Consider the following 24,612-nt stretch of genomic DNA (forward strand, 5'->3'; position numbering starts at 1 on the left):
CCCGAGGGGGAACCGACGTCAGGCCACCTCTCCTCTGCTGCGCGCGTTCAGGTACGCCGTGGCCGCGCTGAGGCGTTCGGCGACGGTTGCCTGGCGGGCGTCGGCGGCGGGGCAGTCCCACTCCCTGCCGCCGCCGATCGGGCGCAGGCAGAGGCGGGGCCCTTCGTACGCCATGACCTTGCCGACCCGTCCCGTACGGGTGTCCACCGCGAAGGTCCACAGCGGTGGCCGGTCCGCCGTCACCGCCGGTCCCTCAGCACCGCTGCCAGCCGTCGCGCCACCTCGGTGGTGCACCGGCCCAATTCAACGAGTGGGGGAAGTGAAAAATGTGTGTAGGAGACGATGTCGGGGCCGAGTGACGGCAGCACGATACCGACGCCGGCGAGCGCTTCCTCCAATTCCTTGGTGGCTTCTTCAACTTCCTTGGTGCGGTTCATCCGCCGACCTCCACGCTTTCGCTGAGATATTCCCCGTTCTCATTCCCAGCGTGCCGGTACGGAACTAGGCTGCGCAATGAGCGACAGGCAGCAACTGCCGCGCAGACAAGGGGAGTAGGTCATGGCCAAAGGTCCACTGAGCGGTCAGCAACAGGCCGCCTGGGAGTACTTCGGAGCGGAGCTGAAGCGGCGAAGGGAGAATGCGAGCCTCACTCAGGATGCCCTGGGAGCCCTGGTTTTCGTCTCCGGCGGCTATATCGGGCAGTTCGAGCAGGCGATTCGTAAGCCGCAGTTGGATGTGGCGATTCGGATCGATGAAGTTCTACAAACCGAGGGCTTTTTCGAGCGACTGTGGCGCAAGCTGATCGATGACAAGCGGTATGCGGATTACTTCACAGCAGCGGCCGATCTGGAACGGCTGGCGACGAAGATCTGTGACTTCGAGCCGATGATCGTGCCTGGGCTGCTTCAGACCGCGGCGTACGTACGGGCCATCATGCTCGCCAACGACCCACTCACCGCAGAGGAGTACGTCCAAGAGAGCGTTGGCATCCGACTGGATCGAGCGCTCATCCTCAAAGACGCTGCCCGGCCCATGTATTGGGCGGCCCTGCACGAAGCTGTGCTGCGTGTACCTGTGGGCAGCCCGAGCATCATGGCCGAGGAGCTAACGCACATCGCGCAGCTTGCACGCGAGCGGAAGATCATCGTGCAGGTCCTTCCGTTCGCGGCGGGTGCGTACCCCGCCATGGGCAAATCGTTGCGGCTCATGGAGTTCGAGGACGCCCCGCCAACTGCCTATACCGAAGGCGTGTATTCGGGGAATCTGCTGGACGATCCGGCCATAGTGAAGCGCGCACAGGAGGGCTACGATCTGCTGAGGGCCGCCGCGCTGTCGCCGGAGGCGTCCCTGGCCCTGATCGAATCGGCGGCGGAGGACTACACACGATGCGCGAGTACGACCTGACCACCGCTCAATGGCGCAAGAGCAGCTACAGCGACCAGAACAACGGTAACTGCGTCGAGGTCGCTCACGACTTCCCGGGCGCCGCCTCCTGGCGTAAGAGCAGCTACAGCGACCAGAACGGCGGCAGCTGCATCGAGGTCTCCGACAACCACCCCGGCATCGTCCCCGTCCGCGACAGCAAGAACCCCACAGGTCCCGCGCTCGTCTTCCCCGCCACCGGCTGGTCGGCGTTCGTGACGGCCGTCAAGGGGGACGGGTTCACGCTCGGCTGAGATGCGTCGCTGCTCCACCCAGGCCCCGTCCGCCCCCGGGTGACGGGGCCTCGCCATGTCCGGTCCACGTCCGGTCCATGTCCGGATCGCGCCCCTTCGCGCAACAGGGACGGAACGTGACCTTCCGCACTTCTCCGACGACCGTAGGTACGGGCCCTTACGAAGCGCCGACACGCCGGTAGCATCCCGTCACATGATCGGCCGCTCCACGCGATGCCACCGGAGGCCGTCCGGCGGCATCGGGTGCTCGACGCCGTGACGACCGGCCGCCCCCGTTCCCCACGAGGATCCCGATGACATCCATACCGGAGGCGCTGTTGTGGTGCCTCAGTGCAGGATCGGCCGCCGCCGTGGTGCTGGCGGTTTTCCTGTTCCGAGCACGGACGCAGCGGAACGGGCTCACCGAGCGCCTGACCGCGTCCGAGGAACAGGCCGCGGCCACGGTGCACAGCAACACCGAACTCACCGCCAGGCTGCGGGCCACCGAGACGGAGATCCGGCACCTCGCCAGCACCCGTATCCCGGACCTCACCACCGCGATCGCCCACCCGCACGTGCCCGTACGCGGGTTGCTCGACCCCCGGTTCGCCGGTTCCGAGACCGACCACGCGCTGACCGCCGTACTGGACCAGATCCGCGACGCGGTCAGCAAGGAGCGGCTGCGCGTGGACGCCGCCGCCCAGTCCACGCTGCGCGGTGCGACCACCACCATCCAGTCGCTGCTCTACCGCCTCCAGACGGCGCTTCAGGACATGCAGCACCGCTACGACGACCCGGACGTCGCGCAGGACCTGCTGAACGCGGACTTCCTCAACGAGCAGGCGCTGCGGCGCATTCAGGCAACCGGTGTGGTGTGCGGCGCCTGGCCCGGCCTGACCCGTGAGGACTCCTACCTCGCCGAACTGGTCGTCGGCTCCGCCTCCCGGCTGCGCGGCTACGAGCGCGTGCAGATCAGCAACCAGCTGCGCGACCCGGTGGCCGTCGTCGCCCGTGCCGTCGAGCCGGTGGCGATCACCGTCACCGAGCTGCTGGCGAACGCGCTGCACCACTCGCACCGCGAACTGCCCGTCACCGTCACCCTCCAGCAGGGCAACCGCGGCGCCTCGGTGATCATCGACGACTACGGCGTCGGCATGCACGCCGACGAGGTCGCGCACGCGATGAATCTGCTGTCCGGCGAGGACGACGTGCTGCTGACCCAGCTCGGCGACCCGCCGCGCTCCGGCTTCGCGGCGGCCGGCCAACTGGTGCGCCAGTACGGCTTCGGCGTGCACGTCGAGTCGTCGCCGTACGGCGGGGTGCGGGCCGTGGTCTACGTGCCGGGCGACCCCCTTCTCACCGTCCTCGACGAGAGCCGACAGCCCATGTCCGTGATGGCCCCGCTGCCGCACAGGTCCGGCGCTGCGGACCGGTCCGCCGTCCTGCCGACCGGTGCCTCATCGCCCGCCGGCTCGCACGCGCCCGCCCACGCGGCGCCGAGCCACGCCGCTCCTTCCCACGCGGCGCCCTCGCACGCCGCCCCGTCGCACGCGGCACCGGCCCACGCCGCGCCCGTCCATGCCGCGCCCGCGCACGCCGCGCCCGCGCAGCCCGGCCCCGCCGATGCGCCCGCCGACCCGCCCGCCGAGGGTGAACTGCCGCGCAGGCGACGCCGTAAGCCGGCCGCCGAGCAGGAGCAGAGCCTGCCGCGCACCGAGCCGGTCCACGAACGCACCCCGGAAGAGGCCGCCTCCCGCTGGGGCGCACTCCAGCAAGGCACCGAATCCGGCCGCGCCGCAGCCCAGTCAGAACCCCCTCGCAGCCCCGAAGGGAACCCCCAGCCATGAACACCCCGACCCGCCGCCGTGTCACCGAGGACAAGTCCTGGGTGCTGGCCCCTCTCCTGGAGCTGCCGCATGTTATCCACGCCGCCGTGATCTCCGGTGACGGATTCATCGAGGGAGCGTCGCCCGGCCTGAAGCGTGAGGCCGCCGAAGGCGTCGCCGCCATGATGTCCGCACTCCAGGGAGCGGGGCGCGCGGTGACCGCGGCGTTCGCCGAACAGGACGACGCCAAGCTGCGGCAGACCGTCATCGAGTCCGAACAGGGCTGGGTCTTCGCCATCCCCTCGGGCGAGAACACCTGCCTGGCCGTCTTCGCAGGACCTGAGGTCAACATGGGAGTCGTCGCGCACCACATGCAGATCCAGGTCACGACCCTGGGCAACAAGGTCATGAACAGCCCGGCTCGGGACCTCGGCAGCCCCGCATGACCCCGCGCCAGAGCAGCAGGCGCCTCGTACCGGCCTATCTGGCGACCGGCGGACGCGCCCAGCCCAGCCGCAACACGTTGGACCGGCTCACCCTGCTCCACAGTGCGGGGATGCCGATCACCAGTGACGTACGGCCGGAACAGCACCGGATCCTGGAGCTGCTCCAGCCCGGTGCCCTGTCTCTGGCCGAGGTCGCAGCCCATCTCCACCTGCCTGTCAGCGTGGTGAAGGTGCTGGTGGCCGACCTCGTCGACGCCGGCCGCCTGCACTCCCGTGTCCCCATACCCGAAGCCGAGCAATTCGACCGGCAGATCCTGGAGAGGGTTCTCGATGGACTCCGCTCTCTCAAGTCCTAGCAGCGGCCCCGGCACCGACGGCATGTACCTGTCCGGGGCCGACCAGACCCTGGTCAAGCTCCTGGTGGCAGGGCCGTTCGGGGTCGGGAAGACCACCCTCATCCGTGCGCTGTCGGAGACGCCGCCGCTGCACACCGAAGAGGTGATGACGCAGTCAGGCGCGCTCGTCGACGATCTCGCCGGGGTGCGGGAGAAGACCACGACCACCGTCGCCATCGACTTCGGGCGGCTCACGCTCCCCGGCGACCTGGTCCTGTACCTGTTCGGCACGCCGGGCCAGAAGCGCTTCCGGCCGCTGTGGCAGGACATCGCCCGCGGCGCACTCGGGGCGCTGGTCCTCGCGGACACCCGCCGCCTGGCGGACTCGTTCGAGGTGATGGACATCATCGAGGAGGCGGGGCTGCGCTACGCCGTCGCGGTCAACACCTTCCCCGACGCGCCGCAGCACGACATCCACTCGCTGCGCGACGCCCTCGACCTGCACCCCGATACGCCACTCGTGATGTGCGACGCCCGTGACCGTGACCAGTCCGTCGACGCGCTGATCGCGCTCGTCGGCCACGTTCTCGCCCATACGCCCCAGGAGAACCAGACCTCGTGACTTCCCCGTACCAGCCGGGCGCCGCCCCGCCGCCCGGCTGCCCCGCGCACGCCCACGGCGGCGCGGCCACCGGTCCTGCGGACGCCTTCGGCCAGGACGCCCACACCCAGGACGCCTTCGGCCAGGGCGGCTACGCCCAGGAGGCCCCCGCGCAGGGCGGCCACCCCATGGAGCGGACCGACCGGAACTCGCTCGTGCGGCTGTACGACCCGGAGTTCGCGGCCGACCCGCACCGCTTCTACGCCTACCTGCGGCAGTACGGCGCCCTGGCGCCCGTGGAGATCGCCACCGGCGTGACCGCGATGCTGGTCACCGACTACCGGGCCGCGCTCGACCTGCTGAACGACGACGCCACCTGGTCGAAGGACTCCCGCAGCTGGCAGGCGACCGTGCCGCCCGACTCGGCGGTGCTGCCGATGCTGGGCTGGCGCCCCAACTCCCTGTTCGCCGACGGCGACGTGCACCGGCGGCTGCGCCAGGTCATCACCGACAGCTTCCAGCTCGTCGAGCCGCACGAACTGCGCACCCGGGTGCGGCGGGCAGCGGACAGCCTCATCCGGAAGTTCGGCGCGCGCGGCGAGGTGGACCTCGTCCCCGAGTACGCCCAGCAGTTGCCGCTGCTGATGTTCAACACCCTCTTCGGTATGCCCGACGAGTACGGCGAGCAGCTGATCGCGGCCATGGGCGGGCTGATGGACGGGGCGACGCCGGAGGAGGCCGCGAAGGCCGACGCGGCGTTCTCGGCGTACATCATGGAGCTGGTCACCCGGAAGAAGAACCAGCGCGGTCCCGACCTCACCTCCTGGTTCCTCGACCACCACAACGGCCTGTCCGACGACGAGGTCATCGCACAGATCGTCGTGACCATGGCCGCGGGCAACGAACCGCTGGCCAACCTCACCGCCAACGCGCTGTCCCGGATGCTCTCCGACGACCGCTACTACAGCACCCTGTCCGGCGGCGCGCTGACCCCGCAGGACGCCATCAACGAGGTGCTGTGGAACGACCCGCCGATGACCAACTACTCCGCCCACTACGCGCGCCGTGACGTGTTCTTCCACGGCACGTGGGTGCGCGCGGGACAGCTGGTGATGGTCTCGTACGCCGCTGCCAACACCCAGTTCGGTACGGTCTCGCTCGGTGAGGGTTCGGGCAGCGGCGCGCACCTGGCCTGGGCGGCGGGGCCGCACGCCTGTCCCGTGCAGCGGCATGCGCTGGTGATCGCGACCACCGCGATCGAACGACTCACCGCCTGGCTCTCCGACATCGAACTCTCTGTTCCGGCAGCAGAGTTGCAGTGGCGGCCCGGCGGGTTCCAACGGGCTCTCGCAGCTCTTCCGGCCCGCTTCACCCCCATCACCCCCGATCAGGCAGGAGCCACCCCATGGGACAGCAGCTCGTCGCCATCGACCCGACCGGATCCGATATCCACGCAGAGGCAGACCGCCTCCGCGAGCTAGGCCGCGCCACCCGCGTCCAGCTTCCCGACGGACCGGAGGCGTGGGCGATCACCAGCCACAGCCTCCTCAAAGAGCTGCTGACCGACCCGCGGGTCTCCAAGAACGCGCGGGAGCACTGGCCCGCCTGGCAGCGCGGCGAGTACCACGAGACCTGGCTCCAGACCTGGGTCGGCGTCAGCAACATGTTCACCGCGTACGGCGCCGACCACCGGCGGCTGCGCAAGCTGATCGCGCCCGCCTTCACCGCCCGGCGCACCGAAGCCATGCTGCCGTCCGTCGAGCGCATCACCGCGTCCCTGCTCGACGGACTCGCGGCGGTACCGGCCGGCACCGCCTGCGACCTGCGGGCCGGCTTCGCGCACCCGCTGCCCCTCCAGGTCATCTGCGAGCTGTTCGGCATCCCCGAGGGCGACACCCGCACGGAGCTGGCCCGGCTCGCCGAGATCATCATGACCACCGTCGACCCGGAAGAGGCCGGGGTCACGCTGGTGGCCACCCAGGAACTCCTGGGCAACCTGGTCGCGTTGAAGCGGCGGCAGCCCGGCGAGGACCTGACCAGCCTGATGGTGTCCGAGCGGGACGACGAGGGCCACACGATGAGCGAGCAGGAGCTGATCGACACGCTCCTGCTGGTCCTGATCGCCGGCCACGAGACCACCGTCAACCTCATCGGCAACGCGGTGCACAACCTGCTGACGCACCCGGACCAGCTCCAGCTGGTGCGCGAAGGGAAGGCGTCCTGGAACGACGTCATCGAGGAGACCCTGCGCTGGTCCCCGAGCGTCGCCAACCTCCCGCTCCGCTTCGCCGTCGATGACATCGCCATCCCGGACGGGCCGACCATCCGCAAGGGCGAGGCGATCCTGCCCGCCATCGCGAGCACCGGACGCGACCCGGAGCAATTCGGCTCCAGCGCCGCCGGGTTCGACATCCTGCGGCCCAACGTCGAGCACCTCAGCTTCGGTTACGGCGTGCACCGCTGCCTGGGCTCCCCGCTGGCCCGCATGGAGGCCAAGGTCGCCCTCCCGGCGCTCTTCGACCGCTTCCCCGACCTGGAGTTCGCCGTTCCCCCGGCGACCCTGGAGCCCTCGGGCGGCTTCATCGTCTGCGGCTACCGCACCCTGCCCATCCACCTGACGCGCGGCTGACCCGCCCGTACGGCCACCGGCCCCGCCGCCCTCCATGGGCGGCGGGGCCGGTGGCGTGTCCGGGCGGGCCGGCTCAGGACGGAGTGCGGGCCGCCGCCAGCAGGCGGTCGGTGTCGGCGGGGCAGAGCTTCAGGGCGGCGCCGACGGTGCCGAGCACCTCGCGTTCGGCGGGGGTGTAGGAGCCGTCGGCGAGGGCGATACGGGCCCCCTGGAGGAGCAGCGATTCGCGGCCCGCCGGGGCGAGGTGCGGCGCCAGCGGCTCCAGGGACGCGTGCAGTTCGATGGCGAGCGCCGTGCCGCAGGGGTCGAGGCCGCCGCGGGGACGGCGGTCGCCCGCGCCGAGCGCTTCGACGGTGCCGCTGAGTGCCCCGGTGTCGGCGGCGAGCGCGGCGAGCAGGGTGAGCAGCTGGTCCTCGGATGAGTCCGCGAAGCCGGCCGCGCGGACGGTGTCGACGGCGGTGTCGCGTACCGCCTTGGCTGACGTGCCGCCGGCCGCGAGTACGGCGAGGGTGACGGTGTGCACGGCGTCGCGGAGCATCGCGGAGAGCCGCACGGTGGTGGGGTGGTCCAGCGCGTCCTGGCCGAAGTGGCCGTGGCAGGCGGAGCATTCGATGACCGGGTCGGCCGCGCCGCGGGAGAGCAGCGGGATGCCGAGTACGGTCAGGCGCCGGTGGCCTGTCCTGCGGAGGTAGTTGCGGTCGCCGCCGCAGTCGGGGCAGAAGAACTCACCATCGGCGACGGTACGCCAGGACGTGCACACGCCCAGCACACACATCTTGTGCCTCACGCCAGACCTCCGTAACTCCCCCGCAGCCTTCAGGACACGGGAAGTAACACCGTGGCCACGTCGCCGTATTGACGTGATGTTAGCCACATCCGTGATGCGGCGTCAGCACCTCGAACGGACAACTGGCCGAATGACGAAGGGTGCGCCCGCGCGCGGGCCGCTGCGGGCGGCCGTCCGACGGCGCCGGCCGGGCGCGAACGGCGGCCGTCCGGAAGCGGGTACGGGCAGGTGAGGACGGGTCGGTGGCCGCACGACACGGTGCCCCGGTGCCGCGTACGCGAGGCGTATGCGGCACCGGGGCACCGGGAAAGTGGCCGAAGGGCGGGCGCCCGCACACGGCGCCGGCCCTCCGGGACGGTCAGCGTCCCGCGCGGTTGACCGCGGAGGCGACGGCCTTGATGGACGCACGCACGATGTTCGCGTCGATGCCGACGCCCCACAGGACCTTGTCGCCGATGGCGCACTCGACGTACGCGGCGGCCTGGGCGCCCGCGCCCTCGCTCATCGTGTGCTCGACGTAGTCCAGGACCCGCACGTCCGCGTCGATGGCGTGCAGCGAGTCGATGAAGGCGGCCAGCGGGCCGTTGCCCGATCCCGTCAGGACCGTGTCGGCGCCGTCCACCACGGCCTCGACGGTCAGCGCGTCGGTGCCCTCGCTGGTGGTCGATGTCTGCGCGGAACGCAGCGCGATCCGGCCCCAGGCATTGTCCGGGGTGGGCAGGTACTCGTCCTGGAAGGTGGCCCAGATGGCGGCCGGGGTGACCTCACCGCCCTCCGTGTCGGTCTTCTCCTGGATGGTCCTGGAGAACTCGATCTGCATCCGGCGCGGCAGGTCCAGCTTGTGGTCGTTCTTCAGCACGTAGGCGATACCGCCCTTGCCGGACTGCGAGTTGACGCGGATGACCGCTTCGTAGGAGCGGCCGACGTCCTTGGGGTCGATGGGCAGGTACGGCACCGCCCACTCGATCTCGTCCACGGTCCTGCCCGCGGCGGCTGCCTCGGCCTCCATGGCGTCGAAGCCCTTCTTGATGGCGTCCTGGTGGGAGCCGGAGAAGGCGGTGTAGACCAGGTCGCCCGCGTAGGGGTGGCGCGGGTGGACCTCCATCTGGTTGCAGTACTCGCTGGTCCGGCGGATCTCGTCGATCTGCGAGAAGTCGATCTGCGGGTCGACGCCCTGCGAGAAGAGGTTCATGCCCAGCGTCACCAGGTCGACGTTGCCGGTCCGCTCGCCCTGCCCGAACAGGCAGCCCTCAACGCGGTCGGCGCCCGCCATGACCGCCAGCTCGGCGGCGGCCACCGCGGTGCCGCGGTCGTTGTGCGGGTGCACGGACAGGCATACGTGCGCGCGCCGGGACAGGTGGCGCGACATCCACTCGAAGCGGTCGGCGTGCGTGGAAGGCGTCGAACGCTCCACGGTGGCCGGCAGGTTGAGGATGATCTCGCGGCCCTCCTCGGGCTGCCAGACGTCGCAGACCGCTTCGCAGACCTCCAGGGCGAAGTCCAGCTCGGTGTCGGTGAAGATCTCCGGGCTGTACTGGTAGCCGAAGATCGTCTCGTCGCCCAGGATCTTGTCCGCGTACTCCATGACCAGCCGCGTACCGTCCACCGCGATCTGCTTGACCTGCTCCTTCGAGCCGCGGAACACGACCCGGCGGAAGGTGGGCGCGGTGGCGTTGTACAGGTGGACGGTGGCCCGGTGGGCGCCGCGCAGCGACTCCACGGTCCGCTCGATCAGCTCCTCGCGCGCCTGCGTCAGCACGGAGATCGTGACGTCATCGGGGATCGCGCCCTCTTCGATGATCGACCGGACGAACGCGAAGTCGGTCTCGCCGGACGACGGGAAACCGACCTCGATCTCCTTGTAGCCCATCTTCACCAGCAGGTCGAACATCTCGCGCTTGCGGGCCGGCGACATCGGGTCGATCAGCGCCTGGTTGCCGTCCCGCAGGTCCGTGGACAGCCAGCGGGGGGCCTTGGTGATCCGGTTGTCGGGCCAGGTGCGGTCCGGGATCTCCACGGCTTCGTAGCGGCCGTACTTGTGGACCGGCATCCCGGAGGGCTTCTGCAGCGCGGTGGCGTTGGTGACCGGAGTGGGGCGGCCGACAGTGTTCTCGGCGTGGCTCGACGGGTTCGTCATGATGCGTAGGGCTCCTCGTGTGTCCGCTGGACCGGCCGACGGGGCGATATATCGCAGCACCGAACTCCGCGGGGAGGGGGTCGGCCTACGACTACAGGCCCTCGCCGCGGCAGCTAAGGAGAAGCAGCCCGAAACGCATGATGCACAGCACCCTAACCGAGGTCGGCGAGCTACGGCGGCCCGTATCAGTATGCGGGACCGAGGGGACGTAACCGCCTGACTGCGATCAACCACACGTTTTCGGGAATCCCGGCAGCGGGCAGTGACAACTGCATCACGCAATGCGACATTTGAAAGATGGACGTCACCTCAACGCCGGACACCCCGGCCACCCCGGTCTTCTGCACGATCGTGCCGCCCCACCTTCTCGACAAGCTGGCGCAAACCGACGATCCTGCCCGCAACGAGCCGGCCCGCCGCACTCTCGACCACGACACACAGCTGCGCACCCGGCGCCACGAAAACGCCCGCGCCACCACCGCACGCGCCGCCGCCGAAGCCCCGTCCGGCAAGCCCAACCGCACCATCTACGACGCCGGGCACGCCGAAACACTCCCCGGCACCAAGGTCCACAGCGAGGCCGACAGCCCGTCCAAGGACGCCTCGGTCAACCGCGCGCACGCCGGTCTCGGCGCGACCTTCGACCTCTACCTCAAGGTCTACGGCCGGCACTCCATCGACGGCGCCGACCTGCCGCTCAACGCCACCGTCCACTACGGCCAGAAGTACGACAACGCCTTCTGGGACGGCGAGCGGATGGTGTTCGGCGACGGCGACAACGACCTGTTCCTCGACTTCACCATCCCCGTCGACGTGATCGGGCACGAACTGACCCACGGCGTCACCCAGTACACCGCCAACCTCGACTACACCGGCCAGTCCGGCGCACTCAACGAATCCATCTCGGACGTCTTCGGTTCGCTGATCAAGCAGTACTCCCTCAGCCACAGCGCCGATCAGGCCGACTGGCTGATCGGCGCCGACCTCCTCGGCCCGAACGTCACCGGCAAGGCCCTGCGCTCCATGAAGGCACCGGGCACCGCGTACGACGACGACGTACTCGGCAAGGACCCCCAGCCGGCCAAGATGAAGGACTACGTCGAAACGCAGGAGGACAACGGCGGCGTCCACCTCAACTCCGGCATCCCCAACCACGCGTTCTACATCGCCGCGACCACCATCGGCGGCAACGCCTGGGAGCGCGCGGGCCAGGTCTGGTACGACGTGCTGACCGGCGGCCACCTCGCCAAGAACGCCAAGTTCGCCGACTTCGCCGCCCTCACCATCAAGGCGGCCCAGGCCCGCTACGGCGCGGGCGCCGAACACGAGGCCATGGTCAAGGCGTGGTCGCAGGTGGGCGTCACCCCCACCGAATAGCGCACTCCGGGGACGTCCCGCCCGCCCTGCTGGGTAGGAGCCACCCATGCGCATTCACATCCGACGCACCGGTGGCTTCGCCGGCATCGAGCGTCGCGCCGAGGTCGACACCTCGGCGCGGCCCGACGCCGACGACTGGCACACCCTCGCCACCCAGTCCCTCGACCAAGGCCACAACGAGCCCCCGGTCGGCACCCCCGACGGCTTCAGCTACCAGATCACCGTCGACGGACGAACGGTCTACTGCTCCGACCCCCGCCTGACCGATGAACAACGGAAACTGATCACGCGGGTCATGAAGGAGGGGGCGTAGCGGGCGTAGGGGCCACACCGAGAGCGTCCGCAAAGGCTCCGGCTCACGTCGGCGGAATCACCTCTTGAGGCAACCTTCCGGTTTGCTTCGGGGGACGGTTCCGCCGGTTTTTTTGTCGCGCTCCAAGCACGTCAGTATCTGCGGCGCCCGTTCCGCACCGGGCTCGGCTCTTTGCTGCACAATCCACTCTTTACGTTCCGAAAAGGCCATCGAGCGAAAAGCCAGGGTTACTGGCTGCTGTCTTCCGTACTGACGGGGGCGGGGATGCTCGCCCATCTGGCCACTGAACCCGCCTCGCTTGTCCGGCAAGTCACCGGAAAGCACGAAATACACGAAACAATGGGAGGACGAGTGTTTTTGAGCACGCTGGCAGCGTGCGCGGCGGGGGCACTCTTCTTGATCATCTTCGGGGCGGCGAGAGGATACGGGTTCCTCATATCCGGCCAGGGGTGACACGGCTCCGGTTGCGGTGCTCCGACTGGAGGCTGCGACCTTCCTCTCTCCCAACCCCTTGACGGGGTTACCGGCGGTTAAGAAGATCCGCCTCATGGATACGACACCGGCACATCCGTCCCCCCTCCCCCGCTTCCCCTCCAACTTCCTCTGGGGTGTGTCCACTTCGGCGCAGCAGATCGAGGGGGCCGTCGGTGAGGACGGGCGGGGGCGGTCCGCGTGGGATGTGTTCGCCGGGGAGGGTGGGCGGATCAAGGACGGGTCGGATCCGCGGGTGGCGGTCGATCACTACCACCGGTACCAGGAGGACGTGGGGCTGCTGCGGGAGCTGGGGGTCGGGGCGTACCGGTTCTCGGTGGCGTGGCCGCGGGTGGTGCCGGACGGGAGCGGGCCGGTCAACGCGGCGGGGCTCGACTTCTACGACCGGCTGGTGGACGCGCTGCTGGCGGCCGGGGTCGAGCCGCTGCCGACGCTGTTCCACTGGGACACGCCGCAGGCGCTGGAGGAGCACGGCGGGTGGCTCCGAAGGGAGACGGCCGAGCACTTCGCGGCGTACGCGGATGCCGTCGCGGCGCGGCTCGGGGACCGCGTGCGGCGGTGGATCACCCTCAACGAACCGGCCGAGCTGACGCTGCTCGGCTACGGCATCGGACAGCACGCGCCCGGCCGGCAGCTGGTCTTCGACGCGCTGCCCGCGGCCCATCACCAACTGCTTGGCCACGGCCTCGCCGTGCAGGCACTGCGCGCCCGGGGCGCCACCGGCATCGGCGTCGCCAACTCGCACGGGCCGACCTGGCGGGCCTCCGACGACGAGGCGGACGTCGCCGCCGCCGATCTCTACGACCTGCTGCTCAACCGCCTGTTCGCGGAACCGCTGCTGCTCGGCCGCTACCCGGACGAGGGCCTGGCGGCGATGCTGCCGGGGCCGGTGGCCGAGGACCTGAAGATCATCTCGCAGCCGCTGGACTGGTACGGGATCAACTACTACCAGCCGACGCTGGTCGGCGCCCCCGAGCCGGGCGGCGGCGACCGTCCCACGGACTTCGGCGGCATCCGCATCCCGCCGCAACTCCCGTTCGCGCCACGGGAGATCGCGGGATACCCGCGGACGGACTTCGGCTGGCCGGTGGTCCCCGCCGCCCTCACCGAGCTGCTGCTGACCTTCCGCGAGCGGTACGGCGCGAGCCTGCCGCCAGTGATGATCACGGAGAACGGCTGCTCGTACGAGGGCGTCGACGACCGCGAGCGGATCGCCTTCCTCGACGGACATCTGCGGGCGCTCCACGAGGCGATGGCGGCCGGCGTCGACGTACGCGGCTATTTCGTCTGGTCGTTGATGGACAACTTCGAGTGGGCGGAGGGCTACGCGCGCCGCTTCGGCCTGGTGCACATCGACTACGCGACGCTGGCGCGCACCCCGAAGGCGTCCTTCCACTGGCTGCGCGACGTGCTCCGGGAGCAGGCGCGGGGATGACCGTGCCGGCCGCGGACGCCGGGGCGCTCGCGGAGCCGTCCGCGCCGGTGGGCGGCGGCTGGACGGCCTCGCTGTCGCTGGCGAACGGCGCGATCTGGGTCGGCTGGTACGGGCCGTTGCAGATCCTGCTCGCCATGCAGGCCGCCGAGTTGGCGCCGCCCGGCACGTCCAAGGAGTCGGTGCTGGCCTGGGTGACCGGCGCCGGCGCCGTGGTCTCGCTGGTCGCCAACCCGCTGTTCGGCGCCCTGTCGGACCGTACGACCTCGCGGTTCGGGCGGCGTACGCCGTGGATCGCCGCCGGGGTGCTGGGCGGGGCGGCGGCGCTGGTGCTGCTGGCCGGGGCACGGACGGTGTGGGCGATGGCGGGCGGCTGGTGCCTGGTGCAGCTGACGCTGAACGCCGCGTTCGCCGCGGTGACCGCCGCCGTGCCGGACCGGGTGCCACGGCGGCAGCGCGGCGCGGTGGGCGGCTGGCTGGGCGCGGCGCAGATCCTGGGCGTGCTGGCCGGGACCGGGCTCGCGACGCTGGCCGGCGGGCTCACGGCCGGCTATCTGGCCTGCGCGGCGTTCACCGTGCTCGCCACCCTGCCGTACCTGCTGCGCCGGGACCTCGTGCTGCCCGCGGGCGCCCGGCCGCCGTTCACCTGGCGGTCCTTCGTCACCGGCTTCGGGTTCGACCCGCGCCGCCACCCGGACCTCGGCTGGGCCTGGCTGACCCGCTTCCTGATCAACCTCGGCAACGCGCTGGCGCTGCTCTACCTCCTGTACTTCCTGCGGGACGTGCTGCACCGGCCCGACCCGCAGGGCGGCGTGCTGATCCTGACGGCGGTCAACGGCGTGACGCTGCTGGGCACGGTCGTCGTCGGCGGCTTCTGGTCGGACCGGGTCGGGCGGCGGCGGCCGTTCGTGCTGTGGTCCGGTGTGATCATGACGGTCGCCACCGTGCTGCTGGCCTGCTGGCAGACCTGGACCGGCGCGCTGGCCGCCGCCGCGCTCCTCGGCATCGGCTTCGGCGTGTTCACGTCCGTCGACTTCGCGCTGATGACGGACGTGCTGCCGGCCGCGGCGCACCGCGGCAAGGACCTCGGCGTCCTCAACATCGCCAACTCGCTGCCCCAGGTGGCGGCCCCGGCGCTGGCCGCCCCGGTCGTCGCCCACCTCGGCGGCTACCGCGCGCTGTATCTCGTCGCGGCGGCGATCGGTCTGCTGGGTGCGCTGCTGGTCCGGCGGATCCGCGGGGTGGCGTGAGGCGGGACGGCGGCAGCCTCGGCCTGCTGGGGGCCTACCTGGTCACCGGCGTGGCCTTCGCCCTAAGGAGTTCGCCGACCCGGCCGCCGCGCTCGATCCCCTGCACATGGGGATCAACGGGTGGCCCGGCTGGATCGCACTGGCCGCCTTCGTGGCCTTCCTGGCGCTGACGGGCCGCCTCCGGCCGTCCCGCTACGTCCTGCCGGGACCGGCCCGATCCGCACCACAGCCCATCCTGACCGAGCCGGTCCGGAGCGGGCCCGTGCCCTAGAACCCCAGCTTGCGCAGCTGCTTCGGGTCGCGCTGCCAGTCCTTGGCGACCTTGACGTGCAGGTCCAGGAAGACCGGCGTCCCGAGCAGCGCCTCGATGTGCTTGCGGGACTTGGTGCCGACCTCCTTCAGGCGCTTGCCCTTCGGGCCGATGATGATGCCCTTCTGGCTGGGGCGCTCGATGTAGACGTTGGCATGGACGTCGAGCAGCGGCTTGTCGGCGGGCCGGTCCTCGCGGGGGATCATCTCCTCGACGACCACGGCGATGGAGTGCGGCAGCTCGTCGCGTACGCCCTCCAGCGCGGCCTCGCGGATCAGCTCGGCGACCATGACCTGCTCGGGCTCGTCGGTGAGGTCGCCCTCCGGGTACAGCGGCGGGCTCTCAGGCAGCAGCGGTACGAGCAGGTCGGCGAGCAGGCCGACCTGCTTGTCGCCGACGGCGGACACCGGAATGATCTCGGCCCACTCGATGCCCAGGTCCTGGCCGAGCTTGTCGATGGCCAGCAGTTGTTCGGCCAGCGCCTTGGAGTCGACCAGGTCGGTCTTGGTGACGACAGCGACCTTCGGGGTCTTCTTGATGCCGGCCAGTTCGGCGGCGATGTAGCGGTCGCCGGGGCCGAGCTTCTGGTCGGCGGGCAGGCAGAAGCCGATCACGTCGACCTCGGCCCAGGTGGTGCGCACCACGTCGTTGAGCCGCTCGCCGAGCAGGGTGCGCGGCTTGTGCAGGCCCGGGGTGTCCACGAGGACGAGCTGCGCCTCGGGGCGGTGCACGATGCCGCGGACGGTGTGGCGGGTGGTCTGCGGCCGGTTGGAGGTGATGGCCACCTTCGTGCCGACCAGAGCGTTCGTGAGGGTGGACTTGCCCGCGTTGGGGCGGCCGACGAAGCAGGCGAAGCCGGCGCGGTGCGGGGCTGAGGAGTCTGTACGAGCGCTCATGGCGCCCATTGTCCCCGATCCCCGGGGCCGCTCCGACCACCGGCGTACGCCGGTGGCCGGACACAGGCTCTCAGAGCTGCGGGCCGCCCGCCGGGGTGTTGCCGCGCAGGGTGCCGTCGGGGCCCGCGACCAGGACCGGCGTGCCGGGGCCGCCGAGGTCGCGTACCGCCGCGCGGTCGGCGTCGGCCGCGTCGTCGGCATCGGTGACCACCGCGGCGGCCTCCAGGGACTGCGCGCCGCTGGCCACGGCCATCGCCACGGCCGTCTGCAACGCGCTGAGCCGCAGCGATTCCAGGGCGACGGTGCCGGCGACGTAGGTGCGTCCGGTCTCGTCGCGCACGGCGGCGCCCTCGGGCACGCCGTTGCGGGCCCGCGCCGAGCGCGCGAGCGTAATGATCTTGCGGTCTTCCGGGTCCAGTGCTGCGGCTTCGCTCATACGGCCGAGCATATGCGGGGCGGCGGCTGCCCGGCCGCGCGGGGCACGGCACCGGAGCACGGGCACCGGCGGCGGTCTACCGGCGCGGTGCGCGGCCGGAGCGGGCGGACCGCGGCGACGGCGGCACGGCGGCGGCGGACGGCTCCGACGACGGCGCGCAGGACACGGAAACGGCGCCGGAGCGCGGCGTCGGGAGCGGGCCCGCCGCCGTGAACCGCGCGGCCCGCACCTGCGCGCGGGACGCCGCGTCGAGCAGCACCACCGAGGCCGCGTCGGCGAGCGCGGCGGGCAGCGCGGCGGCGGACCGGGTGCCGGCCGGCGGCAGGGCGGCGAGCAGCCGCCCGAGGCCGCGGCAGTGCCGGGCGAAGACACGGCGGCGCACCCAGCGGTCGCGAGCCCGCTGGCCCGACAGGGCGACGACGGCCCCGACGTCCAGCACCACGAGATGCAGGGTCCGGCCGCGCCGCGCGGCACACCACGCCAGCAGGCGCCGCAGCCACGGCCGGCTGCCGCAGTCGTGCACCAGCAACGGCCGGTCCCCGACCAGCTCGGCGCGCAGCCACAGCAGCAGCCTGGCCCGCGCCCAGGGCCGGTAGACCGCGTACGGCAGCCAGTCGGGCATCACCGCCTCGCAGGCGACGTGGACGGTGCGCGGGTCGATCACCGCCACATCGGCCGCCGCCGACCAGCGGTGCAGCAGGGTGCTCTTGCCGCTGCCCGGCAGCCCGGAGACCACGACGACGGCGCCCGGCGGGTAGCTGAGAGTGGCCGGGACGGTGTCCGCGGCGCGCAGGTCCCGCAGGCCCTGCGGGCGGGTATCCCGCGCCGGTGACGCGGCGGCCTGCGGGTCTGCCGCGCCCGCCCCTTCGGTGCCTGCCACCTCGAACTCCCCCGCTCGCGCTCCCCTTGCCCGCCTTCCCCCGCCGCCAGCTTGGCACAGGCGCCCGCCCGGCCCCAGGCCCGCGGCCTGGCGTGCGCACCGTCCGTGCGGTTCAGCCTGCCGACGCCCCGCCGACCGTGCCGTGGTGAGTGTCCGCGGTGGCGCGGACCGGCTCGCACAGCACGGTAATGATCTTGTTCCGGCGTCCTGCCGTCGACTCCGCGGTCAGCCGCAGCGCGGTCAGGTCCGGGTCGTACCTGTCGTCGGAGAGATCCACCTCGGCCGTCGCACCGGCGATCGGCACCCGGCCCAGCAGCTTGGCGAGCAGCCCGCCGACCGTCTCGACGTCCTCGTCGTCCAGCTCGGCCAGGCCGTACAGCTCGCCGAGATCGCCGATGTCCAGGCGGGCGGTGACGCGGTAGCGGCCGTCGCCCAGCTCCTCGACCGGCGGCAGCTCCCTGTCGTACTCGTCGGTGATCTCGCCGACGATCTCCTCCAGGATGTCCTCGATCGTGACGATGCCGGCCGTGCCGCCGTACTCGTCGATGACCACCGCGACGTGGTTGCGGTCCTGCTGCATCTCGCGCAGCAGGTCACCGGCGTTCTTGGTGTCCGGCACGAAGACCGCCTGGCGCATCGCGGAGGAGACCAGCTCGGTCTCCGCGTCCCGGCTGATGTGCACCTTGCGGGCGAGGTCCTTGAGGTAGACCATGCCGACGATGTCGTCCTCGTTCTCGCCGGTCACCGGGATCCGCGAGAAGCCGGAGCGCAGTGCGAGGGTCAGCGCCTGCCGGATGGTCTTGTACCGCTCGACGGCCACCAGGTCCGTACGCGGCACCATCACCTCGCGCACCAGGGTGTCGCCGAGCTGGAAGACGGAGTGCACCATCCGGCGCTCCTCGTCCTCGATCAGCGACTCCTTCTCGGCGAGGTCGACCAGCGACCGCAGCTCCGCCTCGGAGGCGAACGGCCCCTTGCGGAAGCCCTTGCCCGGGGTGAGGGCGTTGCCGAGGAGGATCAGCAGCTGCGGGACCGGGCCCATGATCCGGGCCAGCGGCAGCAGGACGTACGCGGCGGCGGTGGCGGTGTTCAGCGGGTGCTGGCGGCCGATGGTGCGCGGCGAGACGCCGACCGCGACGTACGAGACGAGCACCATCACGCCGATGGCGACGGTCAGCGCCTCCCACGTCACCGCGAACGAGCGGACGCAGGCGTACGTCACCAGGACACCGGCCGCCATCTCGCAGCCGACGCGCACCAGCAGGGCAACGTTCAGGTAGCGGGTGGGGTCGGCGGCGACGGCAGCGAGCTTGGCGCTGCCGCGGCGGCCGGAGCGGACCGCCTCCTCGGCGCGGAAGCTGGTGGTACGGGCCAGGCCGGCCTCCGCGCAGGCGGCGAGCCAGGCGATCACGACGAGCAGTACCGCTACCGCGATCAGTTGGGTGGTCATTCCCGTCGCCCGGTCAGGTCAGGGTGGGGGCCGGGGACGGGCCGTCCAGGCCCCGCTCGGCGCGCCAGCCGTCGATGATGGCCGCCTGGAGGCCGAACATCTCCGCCTTCTCGTCCGGCTCTTCGTGGTCGTACCCCAGGAGGTGCAGCACGCCGTGGACGGTGAGGAGTTGGAGTTCCTCGTCCATGGAGTGCCCGGTCGGGGCCGCTTCGCCCTGCTGCTTGGCGACCTCGGGGCAGAGCACGATGTCACCGAGGAGCCCCTGCGGGGGCTCCTCGTCGTCCTTGGCCGGCGGACGGAGTTCGTCCATCGGGAAGGACATGACATCGGTCGGGCCGGGGAGGTCCATCCACTGGATGTGGAGCTGCTCCATGGCCTCGGCGTCCACGACGATCACGGACAGCTCGGAGAGCGGGTGGATACGCATCCGGGCGATGGCGTAGCGGGCGACGTCCAGGACGGCCTGCTCGTCGATGTCCGTTCCGGACTCGTTGTTGACGTCGATCGACATGAGGGGGCTGACTTCTCGCTTCTCGTCCGCGGGCCGGACCTGACCGGCCCTGAGGGCTAGCCGCTGTTGCGGCTGTCGTACTTCTCGTATGCGTCGACGATACGGCCCACGAGTTTGTGCCGGACGACGTCCTGGCTGGTGAGGCGGGAGAAATGCACGTCGTCGACGTTCTCCAGGATCTCCTGGACCTGCCGCAGGCCGCTCTTGCCGCCGCCTCCGGGAAGGTCGATCTGGGTGATGTCACCCGTGATGACGATCTTCGAATCGAAGCCGAGACGGGTGAGGAACATCTTCATCTGCTCGGGGCTGGTGTTCTGCGCCTCGTCGAGAATGATGAAGGCGTCATTAAGGGTGTTGTGCGTGAGCAGGTAGTCCTGGGTGACGTAGAGAGAATCCTCGGCGGCCACCTGGATACAGACGGTCTCCTCCCTGCCCGCCGGCTCGATGCTGTCGATGAAACGCATCGGGCGGCCTCCGCCCCCTTCCGCGTGGTACTTGTCCCGCTTGCGGCCGAGACGGAAAGGCTCGATGCCTTCGGGGAGGCGGATGTCGATGATGTGGGCGTCGTGTCGGTGAGCCGCCCTCGCGCTGCCCTGCCGGCGGCCTTCGGCCATGCGCCGCCGGGTGTAGGCGACGCCTCCGAGCGACTGGACCAGTGAGACGACATCGTCGCGGAGCAGGATCGACGTGGTCGTGTACTGGATGCGGCAGGTGCGGTCGGCCTGCACAACCGGGCCGCCGTCGGAATCGAGGAGTCCCTGGAGCAGCGCAAGCCGGACGTCGGCGGTGTTGTACAGGTAGTCGTCGGGGACGAACTTGGTGTGTGAGCGGCTGCCCAGCAGATCCAGCGCGCGCAGACTGCGGGTGACCGGGTTTTCGATCGTGACTACGTCACCAGGCGCCTTGATCCGGTTCAGGACATAATCCGGCCCGCTCTTCAAGCGCACCTGAACACCCTCAAGCGCGGCCTCCAGCGCTTCGGCGAGTTCAGGGTCCTCGCTGGAGAACGACGGTGTGGTGGAGCCGGTGATGCATCCATCGCCGAGCAGCAGTCCCAAAGCGTACGGATCCATGGGGACCGCTCGCTCGGGGAAACTGACCGGAGCGGTGAGCATCGGCAGCTCGTACCGACGGGCGTGCGCCGCACGCAGGTTGCCGATCATCTCCTGGGTCTCCAGGACCCGCCACGGCTTGTCGCGACGCTTGTCCGAGGCCGTGCGGACGGTCCACAGGTGTTCGCCGCAGCACAGCGTCCAGGAGCCGTCCTGCGCAGTGACCCGGTAGATGTCCCGCTCGCCCTGCGGATAGACCCCGAGGACCGGAGTCGGCTCACCGTTGGAGCCGATCACCAAGTCACCGACCTGGAGGTCACCGATGGGGCGCCAGCCGTCCGGCGTCAGGACGTTCGTGAAGATCGGTTGACTCCGGCCCCGCATATAAGCCAGCGGCGCGACCTCGATCGTCCCCGCCGCCATCAGGCGCGGAATCGAATCCGGGTCGAGCATGTCGTGCAGCGCGTCGTAGAGGGGGCGCAGGTACGGGTCGATCTTTTCGTAGAGGGTGCCGGGGAGGAAGCCCAGGCGTTCGCCCGCCTCGACGGCGGGGCGGGTGAGGATGATGCGGTTGACCTGCTTGGCCTGGAGCGCCTGTACCGCCTTGGCCATCGCGAGGTAGGTCTTGCCGGTGCCCGCGGGGCCGATGCCGAAGACGATGGTGTGCTGGTCGATGGCGTCGACGTAGCGCTTCTGGTTGAGGGTCTTGGGGCGGATGGTCCGGCCCCGGTTGGAGAGGATGTTCTGGGTGAGGACCTCGGCCGGTGTCTCGCCTTCGGTGCCCTCGCCGTTCTCCGCCGCGCGCAGCATCGCGATGGAGCGTTCCACGGCGTCCTCCGTCATCGGTTGTCCGGTGCGGAGCACCAGCATCATCTCGTCGAACAGGCGCTGGATGAGGGCGACTTCCTCGGCGTCGCCGACAGCGCTGACGTCATTGCCCCGGACATGGATGTCCGTCGCGGGGAACGCTTTCTCGATCACGCGCAGAAGCGAGTCTCCCGATCCCAGAACCGTCACCATGGGGTGCTTGGCCGGGACGGTGAACTGGGCGCTCGCCTGCGGTTCGCTGGGTGTCTGAGTCATGGGCCGGCGCTGTGGCCTGCTCAACCCCCGTCCTTTGCTGCTAAGAGGTGCCTGCGGCTCGACTCCTTGGATCTCCAGAGTACGACGGTGCACTGACAACCCCGAAAGTTTTTCCGGCCCGCAGGGGAATCCGGCCCCGGGCGCCCCGTGTTCAGGCCGGCCGGCGGAAACCGATGGTCGGGACGGCGCGGGCCAGCGGTGAGCAGCGGTCGGCGGCGGGCAGCACCGCGTCCAGGAAGGCGTACTGGCGGCGCAGGGCGGCCGGTGCGCCCGCCGTGCAGCCGCGCACCTGCTGCCACCAGGCGGCGATCTCCGCCCAGCCGGGTGCGGAGAGCGAGCCGCCGAATTCCTGCACGGACAGGGCGGCGGAAAGACCGGCGAAGGCCAGCCGGTCGGCGAGCGGCCACTCGGCGAGGGTGCCGGTGACGAAGCCGGCGACGAAGACGTCCCCGGCGCCGGTCGGGTCCAGCGCCTCGACGGCGATGGCGGGTACCTCGGCGCTCTCACCGGTGCGTCCGTCGACGGCGCAGGCGCCCTCGGAGCCCATGGTGACCACGGCGAGCGGCACCCGCTCGGCGAGCTTGCGGGCGGCGGCGCGCGGGTCGGATGTGCGGGTGTAGCGCATCGCTTCCTCGGCGTTGGGGAGGAACGCCTCGCAGTGTTCGATGCCGTCGAGGTCGGCGGGATCCCAGCGGCCGGTGTCGTCCCAGCCGACGTCGGCGAAGATGCGGCTGCCGCGGGCGGCGGCGCAGCCGAGCCAGCCCTCCCGCCTGCCGGGCACCAGCGACGCGACGCAGGCGCGGGAGGCGGGCGGGCAGCCCGGGGCGTGGCCGCCGTCGAAGGCGTTCTCCGGCTGCGGTGCCTCGTGGCCGTGCGAGACCATCGTGCGCTCGCCCTCGTAGGCCATGGAGACGGTGACCGGGGAGTGCCAGCCGGGGATGGTGCGGGACAGGGTGAGGTCGATGCCCTCGCCCCGGTCGAGCGCGTCCCAGCAGTACTCGCCGTACATGTCGTCGCCGAACGCGGCGGCCAGCGAGGTCCGCAGTCCGAGGCGGGCCAGTGCGGTGGCCATGTTGGCGACGCCGCCGGGGCTCGATCCCATGCCGCGGGCCCAGGATTCGGTGCCGCGTACCGGCGCGGAGTCCAGTCCTGTGAAGATGATGTCGAGGAAGACCGTGCCGGTGAGATAAACGTCGGTGGCGGGGTCACCGGGGGTTCTCAGCGCGGCCAGTGGGTCGAGTGCCGCCGTGGCGGCTCCCGGCCGCGTGGGCTGCTGCTTCTGTCGTCGGCCACCGATCACCGTGCTCGCCCCTCTCGTCCCGGCAGGTGCCGCCAGTGTGCCTGATGCTGCGGTACGTTCCGCCCCATGAGGCTCACGATTCTCGGCGGTGGCGGTTTCCGGGTGCCGTTGGTGCACCGCGCGCTGCTGGACGACCCGGCGCACTCCGTCTCCGAACTGACGCTGTACGACACCGATCCGCGGCGGCTCTCGGTCATCGCCGAGGTGCTGGCGCGGCAGGCCGAAGGGCATCGGGCGCCGGTGCGGGTGCGGCTCGCCCATGGCCTCGACGACGCGTTGGCCGGGGCCGATTTCGTGTTCTCCGCGATCCGGGTGGGCGGCACCGCGGGGCGGGTGCGCGACGAGCGGATCCCGCTGGACGAGGGGGTGCTCGGGCAGGAGACGGTGGGCGCGGGCGGGGTGCTCTACGGGCTGCGGACGATCCCGGTGGCGCTGCACATCGCCGAGCGGGTCGCGGCCCTGGCGCCGCGGGCCTGGGTCATCAACTTCACGAATCCGGCGGGCATGGTCACCGAGGCGATGGCGCAGGTGCTGGGCGACCGGGTGGTGGGGATCTGCGATTCGCCGGTGGGTCTGGTGCACCGGGCGGCCCGCGCCGCGGGGGCCGATCCGTCGGCCTTCGGCACGCCGGGCCGGGTGACGTACGACTACGTCGGCCTCAACCACCTCGGCTGGCTGCGGTCGTTGGCGGTCGACGGCCAGGACGTGCTGCCGGGGCTGCTGGGGGACGCGGCGGCGCTGGGGTCCTTCGAGGAGGGCAGGCTGTTCGGCGCGGACTGGCTGCGCGTCCTGGGGGCGCTGCCCAACGAGTATCTGCACTACTACTACTTCCGCCGGGAGACCCTGGCGTCGGTGCGTGGGGCGCGGGAGACCCGGGGCGAGTTCCTGGACCAGCAGCAGGGCGGCTTCTTCGAGCGGGCGGCGGCCGGTGGCCACGGGGATGCGTACACGCTGTGGGAGCGGACCCGGCTGGAGCGCGAGGAGACGTATCTGGCCGACAGCCGCAAGGCGAGCGGCGGTTGGCAGCGGGACAGCTGTGATCTGGAGGGCGGTGGCTACGACCGGGTGGCGCTCGCGCTGATGCGGGCGCTGGTGGACGGCGGCGGCACCCGGCTGATCCTCAACGTGCGCAACCGCTCGACGGTGCCGCAGCTGGCGCCCGACGCGATCGTGGAGACGGTGTGCGAGGTGGGGTCCGACGGTCCGCGTCCGCTGCCCTGCGCGCCGCTGCGTGCGGACCAGTTGGGGCTGATGCTCCAGCTCAAGGCGGTGGAGCGGGCGGCGGTGGAGGCCGCGATGTTCAAGGACAGGGACGCGGCGCTGCGCGCGCTGGCGCTGCATCCGCTGGTGGACTCCCCCGCGGTGGCCGCCCGCATTCTGGAGCGGGCGGCCGAGGAGGCGTGAGCGGGAGCCG

Annotated in this window: 25 protein-coding genes; 14 read left to right on the forward strand and 11 right to left on the reverse strand. The window is 71.0% G+C overall.

Annotated features, from left to right (window positions below; translation table 11 throughout):
- Positions 1–18 precede the first annotated feature (18 nt).
- A complete protein-coding gene (locus ACGFNI_RS03535) occupies positions 19–243 on the reverse strand; it encodes a hypothetical protein (RefSeq protein ID WP_393680358.1) in 225 nt (74 codons plus the stop codon).
- Positions 240–437 carry a hypothetical protein gene (locus ACGFNI_RS03540; protein WP_393680158.1) on the reverse strand — a complete coding sequence of 66 codons (198 nt, stop codon included), beginning with the start codon at positions 435–437 and terminating at the stop codon, positions 240–242. The genes ACGFNI_RS03535 and ACGFNI_RS03540 overlap by 4 nt, the downstream gene beginning before the upstream one ends.
- 121 nt (positions 438–558) lie before the next feature.
- On the opposite strand from ACGFNI_RS03540, the gene ACGFNI_RS03545 reads away from it, so the two are divergent.
- The 8 genes from ACGFNI_RS03545 to ACGFNI_RS03580 all read left to right on the forward strand — a co-directional run bounded on the left by ACGFNI_RS03545 (position 559) and on the right by ACGFNI_RS03580 (position 7,492).
- The gene (locus ACGFNI_RS03545; RefSeq protein ID WP_393680160.1) at positions 559–1,404 is read left to right on the forward strand and encodes a helix-turn-helix domain-containing protein; all 846 of its coding nucleotides are present in this window, start codon (positions 559–561) and stop codon (positions 1,402–1,404) included.
- On the forward strand, positions 1,386–1,676 hold the full coding sequence (locus tag ACGFNI_RS03550) for a DUF397 domain-containing protein (RefSeq protein WP_393680161.1): 291 nt from the start codon (positions 1,386–1,388) through the stop codon (positions 1,674–1,676). Before ACGFNI_RS03545 ends, ACGFNI_RS03550 begins: the two co-directional genes overlap by 19 nt.
- A 293-nt stretch (positions 1,677–1,969) precedes the next feature.
- Positions 1,970–3,502, forward strand: a complete 1,533-nt coding sequence (locus tag ACGFNI_RS03555; RefSeq protein ID WP_393680163.1) for an ATP-binding protein — start codon at positions 1,970–1,972, stop codon at positions 3,500–3,502.
- The gene (locus tag ACGFNI_RS03560; RefSeq protein WP_393680164.1) at positions 3,499–3,927 is read left to right on the forward strand and encodes a roadblock/LC7 domain-containing protein; all 429 of its coding nucleotides are present in this window, start codon (positions 3,499–3,501) and stop codon (positions 3,925–3,927) included. The genes ACGFNI_RS03555 and ACGFNI_RS03560 overlap by 4 nt, the downstream gene beginning before the upstream one ends.
- Positions 3,924–4,283: a DUF742 domain-containing protein gene (locus ACGFNI_RS03565; RefSeq protein ID WP_393680166.1), complete on the forward strand. Its 360-nt coding sequence runs from the start codon at positions 3,924–3,926 to the stop codon at positions 4,281–4,283. The genes ACGFNI_RS03560 and ACGFNI_RS03565 overlap by 4 nt, the downstream gene beginning before the upstream one ends.
- Entirely contained in the window at positions 4,258–4,884 is a 627-nt protein-coding gene (locus tag ACGFNI_RS03570; RefSeq protein WP_393680168.1) for an ATP/GTP-binding protein, read from the forward strand. The genes ACGFNI_RS03565 and ACGFNI_RS03570 overlap by 26 nt, the downstream gene beginning before the upstream one ends.
- Complete coding sequence (locus ACGFNI_RS03575; RefSeq protein ID WP_393680169.1) at positions 4,881–6,344, forward strand: cytochrome P450; 1,464 nt, start codon at positions 4,881–4,883, stop codon at positions 6,342–6,344. Before ACGFNI_RS03570 ends, ACGFNI_RS03575 begins: the two co-directional genes overlap by 4 nt.
- A complete protein-coding gene (locus ACGFNI_RS03580; RefSeq protein WP_393680171.1) occupies positions 6,269–7,492 on the forward strand; it encodes a cytochrome P450 in 1,224 nt (407 codons plus the stop codon). Before ACGFNI_RS03575 ends, ACGFNI_RS03580 begins: the two co-directional genes overlap by 76 nt.
- Before the next feature lie 73 nt (positions 7,493–7,565).
- Here ACGFNI_RS03580 and ACGFNI_RS03585 read toward each other — a convergent pair whose 3' ends face one another.
- Entirely contained in the window at positions 7,566–8,267 is a 702-nt protein-coding gene (locus ACGFNI_RS03585) for a TerB family tellurite resistance protein (RefSeq protein ID WP_393680349.1), read from the reverse strand.
- A 370-nt stretch (positions 8,268–8,637) separates the two neighbouring features.
- Complete coding sequence (gene leuA / locus ACGFNI_RS03590; RefSeq protein WP_393680173.1) at positions 8,638–10,416, reverse strand: 2-isopropylmalate synthase; 1,779 nt, start codon at positions 10,414–10,416, stop codon at positions 8,638–8,640.
- 297 nt (positions 10,417–10,713) lie between these two features.
- Here leuA and ACGFNI_RS03595 point away from each other — a divergent pair, with 297 nt between their 5' ends.
- The 5 genes from ACGFNI_RS03595 (at position 10,714) to ACGFNI_RS03615 (ending at position 15,551) form a co-directional block, all read left to right on the forward strand.
- A complete protein-coding gene (locus ACGFNI_RS03595) occupies positions 10,714–11,793 on the forward strand; it encodes a M4 family metallopeptidase (RefSeq protein ID WP_393680175.1) in 1,080 nt (359 codons plus the stop codon).
- Positions 11,794–11,839: 46 nt separating this feature from the next.
- Positions 11,840–12,106: a protealysin inhibitor emfourin gene (locus ACGFNI_RS03600; protein ID WP_393680177.1), complete on the forward strand. Its 267-nt coding sequence runs from the start codon at positions 11,840–11,842 to the stop codon at positions 12,104–12,106.
- Between the two features lie 547 nt (positions 12,107–12,653).
- Positions 12,654–14,033, forward strand: coding sequence for a GH1 family beta-glucosidase (locus tag ACGFNI_RS03605; protein WP_393680179.1), 1,380 nt, complete (start codon positions 12,654–12,656; stop codon positions 14,031–14,033).
- Positions 14,030–15,280: an MFS transporter gene (locus ACGFNI_RS03610; RefSeq protein WP_393680181.1), complete on the forward strand. Its 1,251-nt coding sequence runs from the start codon at positions 14,030–14,032 to the stop codon at positions 15,278–15,280. Before ACGFNI_RS03605 ends, ACGFNI_RS03610 begins: the two co-directional genes overlap by 4 nt.
- A gap of 106 nt (positions 15,281–15,386) precedes the next feature.
- A complete protein-coding gene (locus ACGFNI_RS03615; protein ID WP_393680183.1) occupies positions 15,387–15,551 on the forward strand; it encodes a hypothetical protein in 165 nt (54 codons plus the stop codon).
- Here the strand turns inward: ACGFNI_RS03615 and era are convergent.
- The 7 genes from era to ACGFNI_RS03650 all read right to left on the reverse strand — a co-directional run bounded on the left by era (position 15,548) and on the right by ACGFNI_RS03650 (position 23,198).
- Positions 15,548–16,486 carry a GTPase Era gene (gene era, locus ACGFNI_RS03620; RefSeq protein WP_393680184.1) on the reverse strand — a complete coding sequence of 313 codons (939 nt, stop codon included), beginning with the start codon at positions 16,484–16,486 and terminating at the stop codon, positions 15,548–15,550. The genes ACGFNI_RS03615 and era overlap by 4 nt on opposite strands.
- Before the next feature lie 70 nt (positions 16,487–16,556).
- On the reverse strand, positions 16,557–16,934 hold the full coding sequence (locus ACGFNI_RS03625; RefSeq protein WP_393680351.1) for a cytidine deaminase: 378 nt from the start codon (positions 16,932–16,934) through the stop codon (positions 16,557–16,559).
- Positions 16,935–16,998: 64 nt separating this feature from the next.
- Positions 16,999–17,802, reverse strand: a complete 804-nt coding sequence (locus tag ACGFNI_RS03630) for an AAA family ATPase (protein ID WP_393680185.1) — start codon at positions 17,800–17,802, stop codon at positions 16,999–17,001.
- 112 nt (positions 17,803–17,914) lie between these two features.
- Positions 17,915–19,252, reverse strand: coding sequence for a hemolysin family protein (locus ACGFNI_RS03635; protein ID WP_393680187.1), 1,338 nt, complete (start codon positions 19,250–19,252; stop codon positions 17,915–17,917).
- Between the two features lie 13 nt (positions 19,253–19,265).
- Positions 19,266–19,763, reverse strand: a complete 498-nt coding sequence (ybeY, locus tag ACGFNI_RS03640) for an rRNA maturation RNase YbeY (RefSeq protein WP_393680189.1) — start codon at positions 19,761–19,763, stop codon at positions 19,266–19,268.
- A gap of 56 nt (positions 19,764–19,819) precedes the next feature.
- Positions 19,820–21,898 carry a PhoH family protein gene (locus ACGFNI_RS03645; RefSeq protein WP_393680191.1) on the reverse strand — a complete coding sequence of 693 codons (2,079 nt, stop codon included), beginning with the start codon at positions 21,896–21,898 and terminating at the stop codon, positions 19,820–19,822.
- Between the two features lie 151 nt (positions 21,899–22,049).
- Positions 22,050–23,198, reverse strand: coding sequence for a carbohydrate kinase family protein (locus ACGFNI_RS03650; RefSeq protein ID WP_393680192.1), 1,149 nt, complete (start codon positions 23,196–23,198; stop codon positions 22,050–22,052).
- A gap of 66 nt (positions 23,199–23,264) precedes the next feature.
- On the opposite strand from ACGFNI_RS03650, the gene ACGFNI_RS03655 reads away from it, so the two are divergent.
- The gene (locus tag ACGFNI_RS03655; RefSeq protein WP_393680194.1) at positions 23,265–24,602 is read left to right on the forward strand and encodes a 6-phospho-beta-glucosidase; all 1,338 of its coding nucleotides are present in this window, start codon (positions 23,265–23,267) and stop codon (positions 24,600–24,602) included.
- Positions 24,603–24,612 lie beyond the last annotated feature (10 nt).

The organism is Streptomyces sp. NPDC048644 (genome assembly GCF_043199105.1).
GTDB lineage: Bacteria > Actinomycetota > Actinomycetes > Streptomycetales > Streptomycetaceae > Streptomyces.